9 protein-coding genes and 1 riboswitch are annotated in these 13,049 nt (G+C 67.8%); of the genes, 8 read left to right on the forward strand and 1 reads right to left on the reverse strand.

The features are described from left to right. Genes ileS through ndk form a run of 4 tightly spaced genes read left to right on the forward strand, consistent with a single transcriptional unit; the run spans window position 1 to window position 5,609 of the window. A complete protein-coding gene (gene ileS, locus AC1DBL_RS05160) occupies window positions 1-3,348 on the forward strand; it encodes an isoleucine--tRNA ligase (RefSeq protein WP_476925605.1) in 3,348 nt (1,115 codons plus the stop codon). A gap of 3 nt (window positions 3,349-3,351) precedes the next feature. After that, entirely contained in the window at window positions 3,352-4,710 is a 1,359-nt protein-coding gene (locus tag AC1DBL_RS05165; protein WP_476908711.1) for a bifunctional folylpolyglutamate synthase/dihydrofolate synthase, read from the forward strand. A gap of 3 nt (window positions 4,711-4,713) precedes the next feature. Continuing rightward, a complete protein-coding gene (locus AC1DBL_RS05170) occupies window positions 4,714-5,157 on the forward strand; it encodes a DUF4233 domain-containing protein (RefSeq protein ID WP_441417571.1) in 444 nt (147 codons plus the stop codon). Window positions 5,158-5,195: 38 nt separating this feature from the next. Then, entirely contained in the window at window positions 5,196-5,609 is a 414-nt protein-coding gene (gene ndk, locus AC1DBL_RS05175) for a nucleoside-diphosphate kinase (protein ID WP_476908712.1), read from the forward strand. Window positions 5,610-5,701: 92 nt separating this feature from the next. Here ndk and AC1DBL_RS05180 read toward each other — a convergent pair whose 3' ends face one another. Next, a complete protein-coding gene (locus tag AC1DBL_RS05180; RefSeq protein ID WP_441417573.1) occupies window positions 5,702-6,373 on the reverse strand; it encodes a vitamin K epoxide reductase family protein in 672 nt (223 codons plus the stop codon). Between the two features lie 474 nt (window positions 6,374-6,847). On the opposite strand from AC1DBL_RS05180, the gene AC1DBL_RS05185 reads away from it, so the two are divergent. From AC1DBL_RS05185 to rpmA, 4 genes are all read left to right on the forward strand, one after another. Beyond that, window positions 6,848-10,192: an Rne/Rng family ribonuclease gene (locus tag AC1DBL_RS05185; RefSeq protein ID WP_476925606.1), complete on the forward strand. Its 3,345-nt coding sequence runs from the start codon at window positions 6,848-6,850 to the stop codon at window positions 10,190-10,192. A gap of 137 nt (window positions 10,193-10,329) precedes the next feature. Beyond that, a riboswitch (TPP riboswitch) is annotated at window positions 10,330-10,427 on the forward strand. 46 nt (window positions 10,428-10,473) lie between these two features. Beyond that, window positions 10,474-12,027, forward strand: coding sequence for a bifunctional hydroxymethylpyrimidine kinase/phosphomethylpyrimidine kinase (locus tag AC1DBL_RS05190; RefSeq protein WP_476925718.1), 1,554 nt, complete (start codon window positions 10,474-10,476; stop codon window positions 12,025-12,027). A gap of 367 nt (window positions 12,028-12,394) precedes the next feature. Then, the gene (rplU, locus tag AC1DBL_RS05195) at window positions 12,395-12,703 is read left to right on the forward strand and encodes a 50S ribosomal protein L21 (protein WP_175321083.1); all 309 of its coding nucleotides are present in this window, start codon (window positions 12,395-12,397) and stop codon (window positions 12,701-12,703) included. A 60-nt stretch (window positions 12,704-12,763) separates the two neighbouring features. Then, the gene (gene rpmA, locus AC1DBL_RS05200) at window positions 12,764-13,027 is read left to right on the forward strand and encodes a 50S ribosomal protein L27 (protein WP_009372867.1); all 264 of its coding nucleotides are present in this window, start codon (window positions 12,764-12,766) and stop codon (window positions 13,025-13,027) included. The last annotated feature ends 22 nt before the right edge of the window (window positions 13,028-13,049 follow it).

Genomic DNA, 13,049 nt, shown 5'->3' on the forward strand with positions numbered 1-13,049 from the left:
ATGACCCATTACCCCAAGGCCTCAGCCGCACCGTCAGGCGCCAGCACCTCCGCTTCCAACACCTCAGGCGTGTCCGCTTCCGTGAAGTTCCCGGAGATCGAAGAGCGCATCCTCAAGTACTGGGACCAGGACGGCACCTTCCAGGCCAGCATCGACCAGCGGGATGCGGGTAAAGACGGGTCCAACGAATTCGTCTTCTATGACGGCCCGCCCTTCGCCAACGGCCTGCCGCACTACGGCCACCTGCTGACCGGCTACGCCAAGGACCTCGTGGGCCGCTACCAGACCCAGCGCGGCCGCCGCGTCGAGCGCCGCTTCGGCTGGGACACCCACGGCCTGCCTGCCGAACTGGAAGCCATGAAGCAGCTCGGCATGACGGACAAGACCCAGATCGAGGCCATGGGCATCGACAAGTTCAACGACGCCTGCCGCGCCTCGGTGATGAAGTACGCCGACGAGTGGAAGAGCTACGTCACGCGCCAGGCGCGCTGGGTGGACTTCGAGAACGACTATAAGACGCTCAACGTCGAGTACATCGAGTCCGTGCTCTGGGCTTTCAAGCAGCTGCACGAAAAGGGCCTGACCTACAACGGCTACCGCGTGCTGCCGTACTGCTGGAAGGACGAGACGCCGCTGTCCAACCATGAACTGCGCATGGATGACGATGTCTACAAGAACCGCCAGGACCAGACCGTCACCGTCACCTTCCCGATCACCGCGGGGGAGTCGGAGCTGTCCCGGCAGCTGGCCGGGGTGCAGGCGCTCGCCTGGACCACCACGCCCTGGACGCTGCCCACCAACCTGGCGCTCGCCGTCGGGCCCGCGATCAACTACGTCGTGCTGCCGGCCGGCCCGAACGGGATCAAGGCCGCCTCGGCCGAGGCCCCCGTCACGGGCAGCTTCCTGCTCGCCGCGGACCTGCTGGGCGCCTACGCCAAGGACCTCGGCTACGGCGACGGCGCCGAGGGTGCCGCAGCGGCCGAGGCCGCCGTCACGTCCCGCCACACCGGCGCCGAGTTGGAAGGCCTGAGCTACGAACCGCTCTGGGACTACTTCCACGACGCCGAGAAGTACGGCACCGAGAACGCCTGGCGCGTCCTCGTGGCGGACTATGTCACCACCACCGACGGCACCGGCATTGTCCACCAGGCGCCGGCCTACGGTGAAGACGACCAGAAGGTCTGTGAAGAGGCCGGGATCCCGGTGGTCCTCTCGGTCGACGAGGGCGCGAAGTTCCTGCCGCTTTTCGGCCACGGCGACCTCGCCGAAATCGCCGGACTCCAGGTCTTCGAAGCCAACAAGCCCATCACCCAGGTGCTCCGCGCCCAGGGCCGCCTGGTCCGCCAGGCCAGCTACGAGCACTCCTACCCGCACTGCTGGCGCTGCCGCAACCCGCTGATCTACCGCGCGGTGTCCTCCTGGTACGTCGAGGTCACCAAGTTCAAGGACCGCATGTCCGAGCTGAACCAGGAGATCAACTGGATCCCGGGCAACGTCAAGGACGGCCAGTTCGGCAAGTGGCTCGCCAACGCCCGCGACTGGTCCATCAGCCGCAACCGCTACTGGGGCAGCCCTATCCCGGTCTGGCAGTCCACCGACCCGGACTACCCGCGCACAGACGTCTACGGCTCACTCGCCGAGATCGAAGCCGACTTTGGCCGGCTGCCGCTGAACAACGACGGCCAGGTGGACCTGCACCGGCCGTTCATCGACGAGCTCACCCGCCCGAACCCCGACGACCCCCGCACCCCGGAACAGGGCCAGTCCGTGATGCGCCGCGTCGAGGACGTCCTGGACGTCTGGTTCGATTCCGGCTCCATGCCGTACGGCCAGGTCCACTACCCGTTCCAGAACGAGGAGTGGTTCGACACCCACAACCCGGCGGACTTCATCGTCGAGTACATCGGACAGACCCGCGGCTGGTTCTACATGCTGCATATCCTCTCCACCGCGCTGTTCGACCGGCCGGCCTTCCGCAACGTCATCAGCCACGGCATCGTGCTCGGCTCCGACGGGCAGAAGATGTCCAAGAGCCTGCGCAACTACCCGGACGTCTCCGAGGTCCTGGACCGTGACGGCTCCGACGCGATGCGCTGGTTCCTGATGTCCAGCCCGATCCTGCGCGGCGGCAACCTCGTGGTCACCGAGCAGGGCATCCGGGACGGCGTCCGCCAGGTCATCCTGCCGCTGTGGAACGTCTACAGCTTCTTCACGCTCTACACGAACGCCGCGAACGGCGGGGACGGGTACGACGCGAAGCTGCGCTACGACGGTTACGCCGACACCCTGGATCAGTACCTGATGGCCAACACCGGGGACCTGGTCCGGAACATGACCGCGCAGCTGGACAGCTACGACATCTCCGGGGCCTGCGACGAACTGCGCGGCTACCTGGACATGCTCACCAACTGGTACGTCCGCCGCAGCCGCCAGCGCTTCTTCGACGAGAACGTCGACGCCTTCGACGCGCTCTACACCGCGCTGGAGACCGTCTGCCGGGTCGCGGCATCGCTGCTGCCGCTGGTCTCCGAGGAAATCTGGCGCGGCCTCACCGGCGGGCGCTCCGTGCACCTGGCCGACTGGCCGGACGCGGACCTGTTCCCGGCCAACGCCGGCCTGGTTGAGGCGATGGACCGGGTCCAGCAGATCTGCTCCACCGGCTCCTCGCTGCGCAAGGCCGCCAACCTCCGCGTGCGACTGCCGCTGCAGGAACTCACGGTCGTGGCACCCGGCGCGGACGCGCTGGCAGGCTTCGCCGCCGTCGTCGCCGATGAACTGAACCTGCGCTCGGTGCGCCTGCTCGACGCCGAGAGCGCCTCCCCGGAGGAGTTCGGCATCGAGCAGAAGCTCGTGGTCAACGCCCGCGCGGCCGGCCCGCGGCTGGGCAAAAACGTCCAGCAGGCGATCAAGGGGTCCAAGTCCGGCGACTGGTCCGTGGACGACGCCGGTGTGGTCACCGCCGGTGGCCTCGCCCTCGAGCCGCAGGAATACACGCTGGAAACCGTGGTGGCAGAAGCAGCCGAAGGCGAGGGCTCCCGCGCAGCGGCAGTGCTGCCGGGCGGCGGCTTCGTGGTGCTCAACACCGAGGTCACCCCGGAGCTGGAAGCCGAAGGGACCGCCCGCGACCTGGTCCGCGCCATCCAGCAGGCCCGCAAGGACGCCGGGCTGAACGTCAGCGACCGGATCCGCACCACCGTCACCGCGGCGCAGGACACCGTCGAGGCGCTGCTGGCCCACGCCGCGCTGGTCAAGACCGAGACCCTGACCGTGGAGCTGGACACCGTTCCCGCCGAGGTCAAGGAACCTCAGGTCAGCGTCGAAAAAGTAACCGTTGAAGCAGGGGCATAATTCATGAGCGACGAATTTTCCGTAGAGAGCGTCTACGCCGAGCTGCTGGGCCGGGCGCCGGAAAACAAGATGGAGCCGAGGCTGGCTCCGCTGCACCGGGCCATGGACATCCTGGGGGAGCCGAACAAGGCGTTCCCGATCATCCACGTCACCGGCACCAACGGCAAGACCTCCACGGCCCGGATGATCGAGGCCGGCCTGCGCGCCTACGGGCTGAGCACCGGCCGGTACACGAGCCCGCACCTGTCCAAGGTCACCGAGCGGATCAGCATCGACGGCGAACCGGTGCCGGATGAGACGTTCGTCCGGATCTGGGACGAGATCCGCCCGTACCTGGAAATCGTGGACAGCGAGCTCGTCGCCGAGGGCCAGCCGCGGCTGACCTACTTCGAATGCCTGACCATCCTCGGCTTCGCGGTGTTCGCGGACCAGCCGGTCAATGTCGCCGTGATCGAGGTGGGACTCGGCGGCATCACAGACGCGACCAACGTCGGCGACGGCCAGGTTGCCGTGGTCACCCCGATTTCGCTGGACCACACGGAGCTGCTCGGCGAGACCACCGAGGAGATCGCCTACGAAAAGGCCGGCATCATCAAGCCCGGCGGGTTCCTCATCAGCGCCGCGCAGCCCGTCGACGCGGCCCAGGTGCTGCTGGAAAAGGCCAAGGAAGCAAACGTGCCGTTCCGCTTCGAGGGCGTGGAGTTCGGCGTCGAGTCCCGCACCGTCGCCGTCGGCGGCCAGATGGTGAACATCCAAGGCATTGCGGGTCGCTACGAAGACCTGCTGCTGCCCCTGCACGGCGCACACCAGGCGGAGAACGCCGCCGTCGCCGTCGCCGCGCTGGAAGCCTTCTTCGGCGCCGAAAAGCCGCTCGACCCCGAGGTGCTGCAGGAGGCCTTCGCCTCTGTCACCTCCCCGGGCCGGCTGGAGGTGCTCCGCACCGCGCCGACCATCATCGTGGACGCCGCGCACAACCCGGAGGGCATCCGGGTCTCCGCCGAGGCGATCCACGAGGCCTTCAGCTTTAGCAAGCTCGTGGTGGTGGTGGGCGTCCTGAAGGAGAAGGATTCCGAGGAAATCCTCCGCCAGCTCAAGGAATCCCTGGGCGACCTCGCCTCGGACTACTGCTTCACCCAGTCCAACTCGCCCCGCGCCGTACCGGCCGAGGACCTCGCGGAGCTGGCGCTGGACCTGGGCTTCGGCGAGGACAACGTCCACGTGGCCGAGAAGCTCGACGACGCCCTGGAATGGGCCGTGGAGCGGGCCGAGTCCAACGACGACCTTGCCGCCGGGATCCTGGTCACGGGGTCCATCACGCTCGTTGCCGAGGCCCGGATCCTGCTCGGAAAGACCGAGGCGTAACCCATGGCCAGACTCACCAAAGCCCAGCGCGAATGGCGTCCGGGCATGCCCAAGAAACGCCGCTCCACCAAGGTCATGTTCGCCTCCACGGTGCTCCTGCTGGAGGCCTTCGTGGCCCTCTTCGGCACCCTGGCGGTCTTCGGCCTCCGGCGCGGCGAGTTCCCGCCGCTGCTGGTCTTCGGGGTCGGGATCGGACTCAGTGCGGTGCTTGTGCTGACCTGCGCGGTGCTTTCCAAGCCGTGGGGCGTGGCCTTGGGCTGGATCCTGCAGCTGGTGCTGGTCCTCACCGGGATTGTGGAGCCCACGATGTTCGTGGTGGGCGGCCTCTTCGCGATCACGTGGTGGTACGGCATCCGCACCGGCATCCGGATCGACCGCGAAGCCGCCGAACGCGAACGCGAGCAGGCGGCCTGGGAGGCCGCGAACCCCGAGGGCCAAAGCAACTAGACTTGTCCCGAACCCCACCCCAACACATTGGAGCAGCTGTGAGCACTGAGCGCACCCTAGTCCTGATCAAGCCCGACGGCGTCGCCCGCAACCTGACCGGCAGCATCATCTCCCGGATCGAAGCCAAGGGCTACACCCTGGCCGAACTGAAGAAGGTCAACGCCAGCCGCGAACTCCTCGAACAGCACTACGAGGAGCACGTCGGCAAGCCGTTCTACGAGCCCCTCGTCGAGTTCATGCTCAGCGGGCCCGTCGTTGCCGCGATCTTCGAAGGCCACCGCGTGATTGAGGGCTTCCGCTCGCTCGCCGGCACCACGGACCCGACGACGGCGGCGCCCGGCACCATCCGCGGCGACTTCGGCCGCGACTGGGGCCTCAAGGTCCAGCAGAACCTGGTCCACGGCTCAGACTCGGCGGAGTCCGCCGAACGCGAGATCAAGATCTGGTTCTAAGAACCCGCAGCACCGCACCGAGGTGACAGTTAAGGCCAATGTTCGCGTTGAACATTGGCCTTAACTGTCACCTCGCGGCGTTTGCGGAACGCTCAGTAGCCGGAGGTTCCGATGAACACCTGAATGAAGGCGAAGAAGATCGTGGCGACGACGGCGACGTAGAGCAGGGCCGTGAGGATCCAGCCGGAGTCCGCCAGGATGCGGGCGGCAGCGGCGGGCACCCGGATGACGCCGTGGCTCACGTTGCGGACCGTCACCCAGACGAACAGCGGAATCATCGCGGCCCAGACGATCATGCAGAACGGGCAGAGAATGTGGATCGAGTACAGCGCCTGGGACCACAGCCACACCACGAAGGCGAAGCCCAGCGTCACACCGGCCTGCAGCCCGATCCAGTACCAGCGGGCAAACGTGGCCCCGGCGAGGATTCCCATGGCCGTGGTGATGATGACCGCGAACGCGACAATGCCGATGAACATGTTCGGGAAGCCGAAGACCGAACTCTGCCAGGTCTGCATTACCTGGCCGCAGGAGATCCACGGGTTCACGTCGCACACCGTGGCGTGGTTGGGGTCCTTGAGGACAGCCAGTTTCTCCAGCACCAGCGTGCCGGACGCGAGCCAGCCGACGACGCCGGTGATCAGCAGGAGCCAGGCGAAGGGCCGGTCGCGCGTCATCGGGGGCAGCGGGCGCTCCGCAGCTGCCGCGCCGGTGCCGCGCTCGTGGGCGGTCACGTCGCCGGGGGCGTGGGAGATGCTGGGCATGGGATTTCAGTCCTTTGCGTCGGGTGCTCTTGGGCCGATTCTATCGCCGGAGGCTGGATGTAACCGGGTAGGAGTCGTGCCCTCACCGGTGATTCGGTCCGCGGCGCGGACTGGATGTCCCGCTTAGCCCTGCTTCGGCGGCTCCTGTGAGACAATGAACCTGGCTGGGGCCCGATCCACATTCGGGTTTCGGTCCGGCGACTTTGCTTTCAAGACCGCCAGTGATGAGCAGGGCATACTTCGGATCCCTCGATCCGGCCTATCCCGCAATGCCATTGGACGGCACCTGGTTGTGACAGAGAGATCAACGGGTTCAGAGCAATCTTGCCGGCCTTCCAGGGCTGCCGCACCCCACTGCCGGTGCGAACCTGGAGGTATCCAATTGACTTCTGTCAATGCCTGCGGGTGTTGACAAATATTTGCCCCACGGGTGCCGGATGTGGCGGTACATCAGGGGCAGGAGTGTCGCCACATATGGATAATGACCAGCTTGTAGCCGGTAACGACGAAGCCGCTGTTGCCGAAGTAGCACCGGAAGCCGCCGCCGCGGAGGCGCCCAAGAAGGCCACCCGGTCCCGCCGCAAGGCGGCCCCAAAGGCGGAGGCCGTCGCGTCCGACGTCGTTGCTGACGCCCCCGCCGTCGACAATCCCGAAGCGGCCCCGGAAGCGAAGGCCCCGGCCCGCCGGAGCCGGTCGCGGAAGAAGGTCGAACCCGAGGTGCTGCCCGCCTTCGCTGACTCAGCCGCCAGCACGGAAACTGCGGTTCCCGCCGATGAAGCGCCTGCCGAGCTGCCGGCCGCCGAGGCGGCACCGGAGAAGCCGGTCCGCCGCCGCGCCTCCCGCGCGAAGACAGCCGTGACGCCTGCAGCGACGGAAGAAGCCCCGGCCCCGGCCGAGGCTCCCGCCGCCGTGGCTTCCGACGCGCCGGCCCCTGAGGCCGCGCCCGTCGAGGCCCCGGCCGACGCTGCACCCGCTGCCGAGGCGTCTGTAGAAACATCCGGAGCCCCCTCGCTCTTCCTCGCACCGGGCGCCGTCACCTCGATGATCTTCCAGGCCCCGGATCTGAGCACCGTCATCCGCCCGGCCCCGGCCCCCGCTGCTGTTGCCGAGGAAGCCGAAGAAGAAGAAGACGAAGAAGCCGAGGGCGAGGATGCCGGCAGCCGCCGTCGCCGCCGCAGCCGTGGACGCCGTGGCCGCAGCCGGACCGGCGAAGCCGACACCGACGCAGACGGCGCAGCCGAAGATGCAGCGGAGACCGGCGAGGACTCCGAGAGCACCCTCGAAGACGGCGTGACCTCGCGCCGCCGTCGCCGTCGCCGCCGCGGCGACCAGGATCTCGAACTGACCGGCGGCGGGGACGACGATCCGCCCAACACGGTAACCCGCGTCCGGGCGCCGCGCTCGGTCAGCGAGGCCCCGGTCAACAACCGCGTCACCTCCGTCAAGGGCTCCACCCGCCTGGAGGCCAAGAAGCAGCGCCGACGCGAGTCCCGCGACACCGGCCGCCGCCGCACCGTCATCACCGAGGCCGAGTTCCTGGCCCGCCGCGAATCCGTGGACCGCCAGATGATCGTCCGCCAGCGCGACGACAGAATCCAGATCGGCGTCCTGGAAGACGGCGTGCTGGCCGAGCACTTCGTCTCCAAGACCCAGCAGGATTCCTTGATCGGCAACGTCTACCTGGGCAAGGTCCAGAACGTGCTGCCGTCCATGGAAGCCGCGTTCGTCGATATCGGACGCGGCCGCAACGCCGTGCTGTACGCCGGCGAAGTCAACTGGGACGCCGTCAACCTCGAAGGCAAGCAGCGGCGGATCGAAAATGCGCTCAAGTCCGGCGACTCCGTGCTCGTCCAGGTCACCAAGGACCCGGTCGGCCACAAGGGTGCCCGCCTGACCAGCCAGATCTCGCTGCCCGGCCGTTACCTGGTGTACGTGCCCGGCGGTTCCATGACCGGCATCTCCCGCAAGCTGCCCGACGTCGAACGCAACCGGCTCAAGCGGATCCTCAAGGACCGCCTGCCGGAAGACGCCGGTGTCATTGTCCGCACCGCGGCCGAGGGCGCTTCGGAAGAAGAGCTGACGCATGACATCAACCGGTTGCGAGCCCAGTGGGAGGGCATCGAAAGCCAGTCCACGTCCACCAAGATCCTCGCCCCCGAGCTGCTCTACGGCGAACCTGACCTGACCATCAAGGTGGTCCGCGACGTTTTCAACGAGGACTTCTCCAAGCTGATCGTCTCCGGCGAGGAAGCCTGGGACACCATCGAGGCCTACGTCACCTACGTGGCACCGGACCTGGTGGGCCGGCTTGAGAAGTGGACCAAGGACACAGACATCTTCGCTGCGTGGCGCATCGACGAGCAGATCCACAAAGCACTGGACCGCAAGGTCTTCCTGCCCTCCGGCGGCTCGCTCGTGATCGACCGCACCGAAGCCATGACCGTGGTGGACGTCAACACCGGCAAGTTCACCGGCAGCGGCGGCAACCTCGAGGAAACCGTCACCAAGAACAACCTCGAAGCGGCCGAGGAAGTCGTCCGGCAGCTGAGGCTGCGTGACATCGGCGGCATCATCGTGATCGACTTCATCGACATGGTGCTGGAATCCAACCGCGACCTCGTGCTGCGACGCATGGTGGAGTGCCTAGGCCGGGACCGGACCAAGCACCAGGTTGCCGAGGTGACCTCGCTGGGCCTCGTGCAGATGACCCGCAAGCGGATGGGCACCGGGCTGCTCGAAGTCTTCGGCGAACAGTGCGAGGCCTGCGCCGGCCGCGGCATCGTCACCCACGACGAGCCCGTGGAACACCGCCGTGCCAACACCGTCGCCGCAGAACACCACGTCCCGCGGACCGAGCACCAGCCCGCCGCACGCAGTGAGCGCAAGCGTCGCCGCGGCAAGGGCGGCCAGGGCGGCGAAGCCATGCCGTCCGCACCCGTCGCCGTGCACGCCGAGCCCACCGAGGCGGAGCGCCACGCCAAGGCAGAGGCGACGCGCGCCGCGCTGGCCAACATCGCCGCCGCGGCGCACGCTGCCCACCTGCACGATGGTGAAGCGACAGCAGCTCCCGACGCCGAAACCCGCCAGGCCGCGCTCGACGCCGCCGTGGAACTCGCTTCGTCGGAGGAGGCAGCGGGTCGTCCCGCGGCCGTGCTGACCTTCGGCGGCGAACAGGTTGCCTTGCCCTTCGTCGAGCACGCCGAGGAAACCCCGCAGCCCGCGCTGACCCTGGACCTGCTGACCGAAGCGTTCGCCCACCTGGGCGACGCCGAGACCGGCAAGCCAGCCGCCGCGGCTCCGGTTGCCGAGTCGCCCGCAGCCGAGGTTCCCACGGCCGAGCACGCGGCGGAGCACGCTGCGCCTGCAGCTGCAGCGCCGTCCCGCGCCACCCGGGGCCGCGGCCGCGCCAGGACGGCGCGGATCCAGCCGCCGAGTGTACGTACCGCCGAGGCCGAGGCCCCGGCCCCGGCTCGCCAGGAAGCTGCGAAGGCCCCCGCGGCCCAGGCGCCGGCCCGCCAGGAAGCCCGCAAGGCTCCTGCGGCCCAGGCCCCGGTACGCCAGGAAGCCCGCAAGGCCCCTGCGGCCCAGGCCCAGGCCCCGGACACCACCGGACCCCGACGGGTGCGCCGGAACCGGAGCGCCAGCCGAGCCCAGGGCGCCGCCAACGAGACGTCCGTGCAGCAGCGCGAGACCGCTCCGTCGGTTGAGGCCGTCTCGGTCCATGAGGCCAAGGCCCCGGAGCCGGCGAAGGTGGCCGCCAAGCCCACCGCCAACGAGCCGATCATCCTCGGCGTCGGCGTCCCGGCGTCGGAGCTCTAGGACCAAGCAGGCACCACCACTCGCGGGTTCCGTCCGGGATCGACGTAACATCACGTCGACCCCGGACGGAACCCGCGAGTGCGTTAAGGGGACGGGCTGAAATTTAGCGGGGTTGCCGGCGAGGAACGCTAGGCTGGGGGACTGACACGGGGTGCCGCGCATCGAGCCGGCTGAGATCCAGACCCGTTGAACCTGTCCGGTTAGCACCGGCGAAGGGATGTCTCTTGTCTTCAACAACCCAGCCTGCATCGGCGCAGCCTGCATCTAGCCGAACCTCAGCCATCCTGCAGTCCGTCTTCCCGGAGCCCGACGGCGGGGCCTCAACGCCGCCGCGGATTCCGCGGGTGCTGGCCATCGCGGGCTCGGACCCCTCCGGCGGCGCCGGCATCCAGGCCGACCTGAAGAGCATTGCCGCGAACGGCGGCTACGGGATGGCTGCCATCACGGCACTGACCGCCCAGAACACCCAGGGCGTCCGGTCGGTGCATGTACCGCCGGCAGCGTTCCTGACCGCCCAGCTGGAGGCCATCAGCGACGACATCACCATCGACGCCGTCAAGATCGGTATGCTCGGCGACGACTCGGTGATCGACGCCGTCCGGGCCTGGCTCGAAAAGGTGCGCCCCGGCGTCGTGGTCCTGGACCCGGTGATGGTGGCGACGAGCGGCGACCGGCTGCTCCAGGAATCGGCCGAAACCGCGCTGCGGGCTCTCCTGCCACTGGCGGACCTCATCACACCGAACCTGGCCGAGCTGGGCATGCTGCTGGGGGAGCCGCCCGCCGCGGACTGGGCCAGTGCGCTGGAACAGGGCAAGCGGCTCGCGGCCCTGGCCGGCACCACGGTTCTGGTCAAGGGAGGCCACCTGCCGGCCGGCGGAAGCCAGAACGACGGCGGTTGCCCGGACGCGCTCGTCAACACCGGGGGAGTGCTCGGCCAGCAGACGGTGGTGGTGCCGGGCGAGCGGATCGACACCCGCAACAGCCACGGCACCGGCTGCTCGCTGTCCTCGGCTCTGGCCACGGTCCAGGCCCGGACGGGGGACTGGGAGGCAGCGCTGCGGGAGGTCAAGCCGTGGCTGCTGGGTGCGTTGCGGGATGCCAGCCGCCTGGAGGTCGGATCCGGCAACGGACCCGTGCACCACTTCCACCACCTGCAGCACGCTGCGGCACCCCAGCTTCCTGCCGAGGGCGAGTTCGCCACGCTGCTGGCAGGGCACGCGGCGGACGGGCTGGACGCGATCTACGGCCTGGACTTCATTCGGGGGCTCGCGGACGGTACCTTGCCGGAACCCGAGTTCGCCTACTACCTCGGCCAGGACGCCCTGTACCTCAACGGCTACTCCCGGGTGCTGTCCCGCGCGGCGGCCCTGGCGCCGTCGGAAGCCGAACAACTCTTCTGGTCCCGCTCGGCGCAGCAGTGCCTCGAAGTCGAATCCGAACTGCACCGGAACTGGCTGGCCGGCCGCGCCGTCGAGACCCAGCTGGGACCGGTGACCAAGGCGTACGTGGACCATCTGCACGCGGCATCGCTCGCCGGCAGCTACGGCGTGCTCGTGGCCGCGGCGCTGCCGTGCTTCTGGCTCTACGCGGAGGTCGGCGCCACGCTGCATCGCGAGTTCCTCGCTGCCGGCGCACCGGCAACGCATCCCTACGCGGAGTGGCTGCGCACCTATGCGGACGAGGCCTTCGCGGAGGCGACGCGGCAGGCGATCAGGTACACGGACGCGGCGGCCGGTAGAGGCTCCGAGGCGGAACGCAGCGCCATGGCGGTGGCGTTCAGGCAGTCCTCCCGCTACGAGGCGGAGTTCTTCGACGCGCCGAGGCTGCACGCCTGAGCCGCGCTACGCGAAGCAGCCGGTAGGATAGTTGGGCGCGGTTCCGGAAGTCGCTGCGGCACCATAACTTTGGCCCCCGGGCGCAGGGTGTGGCGTCCGTCACGCACTACCTGCCGGGACCAGCCTCGTTTGCGGCCGAAGGCAAAATTAGCGTAGTCTAGATCTTCGGTGCTTACGCCAACACTTGGGTTATGACCTTGAGGAACAGTTCACCCGTATTACGGGCAGGACTTTTCCGCAGGATAGCTCATGGGTTCCCCCGGGGAATCCACCGGCGTTGAGGCACAGCGTGAGCCGGTCCAAGCATTTGGGCCCCAGGTTCCGCACGCAAATCTAGTAATAAACGTCGAGAGAAGTGAGTTCCCCAGTGGTGTACGCGATTGTCCGCGCAGGCGGCCGCCAAGAGAAGGTTTCCGTTGGAGACTTCGTTACCCTGAACCGCGTCCCCGGTGGAGCCGGCAGCACCTTTGAGTTGCCCGCACTGCTCCTGGTGGACGGTGACAAGGTCACGTCTGCAGCCAAGGACCTGGCCAAGGTAACGGTTACGGCTGAGATCCTCGAAGACCTCCGTGGTCCGAAGATCGTCATCCAGAAGTTCAAGAACAAGACCGGTTACAAGAAGCGCCAGGGTCACCGTCAGGAACTGACCAAGGTCAAGATCACCGGTATCAAGTAACTAACGTTACTGTTCAGGTTTTCAGCAGATTCCCCAGAATTTTAAAGGCAGGCATTTCAAATGGCACATAAAAAAGGCGCGAGCTCCACTCGCAACGGTCGTGACTCCAACGCCCAGTACCTCGGCGTCAAGCGCTTCGGCGGCCAGGTAGTTTCCGCAGGCGAGATCATCGTCCGCCAGCGTGGCACCCACTTCCACCCGGGCGCCGGCGTTGGCCGCGGCGGCGACGACACCCTGTTCGCACTGACCCCCGGCGCTGTCGAGTTCGGCACCCGCCGTGGTCGTCGCGTTGTGAACATCGTGGCTGCTGCAGCTGCAGAGTAACAACAAGTTCTAAATCGGTGGG

This window comes from Arthrobacter sp. 10T44 (genome assembly GCF_056393885.1).

Excerpts from the sequence above, each read along its gene's own strand:
- ileS (WP_476925605.1), top strand. The coding sequence starts at position 1 with ATGACCCATTACCCCAAGGCCTCAGCCGCACCGTCAGGCGCCAGCACC.
- AC1DBL_RS05165 (WP_476908711.1), top strand. The coding sequence starts at position 3,352 with ATGAGCGACGAATTTTCCGTAGAGAGCGTCTACGCCGAGCTGCTGGGC.
- AC1DBL_RS05170 (WP_441417571.1), top strand. The coding sequence starts at position 4,714 with ATGGCCAGACTCACCAAAGCCCAGCGCGAATGGCGTCCGGGCATGCCC.
- AC1DBL_RS05180 (WP_441417573.1), bottom strand. The coding sequence starts at position 6,373 with ATGCCCAGCATCTCCCACGCCCCCGGCGACGTGACCGCCCACGAGCGC.
- AC1DBL_RS05185 (WP_476925606.1), top strand. The coding sequence starts at position 6,848 with ATGGATAATGACCAGCTTGTAGCCGGTAACGACGAAGCCGCTGTTGCC.
- rpmA (WP_009372867.1), top strand. The coding sequence starts at position 12,764 with ATGGCACATAAAAAAGGCGCGAGCTCCACTCGCAACGGTCGTGACTCC.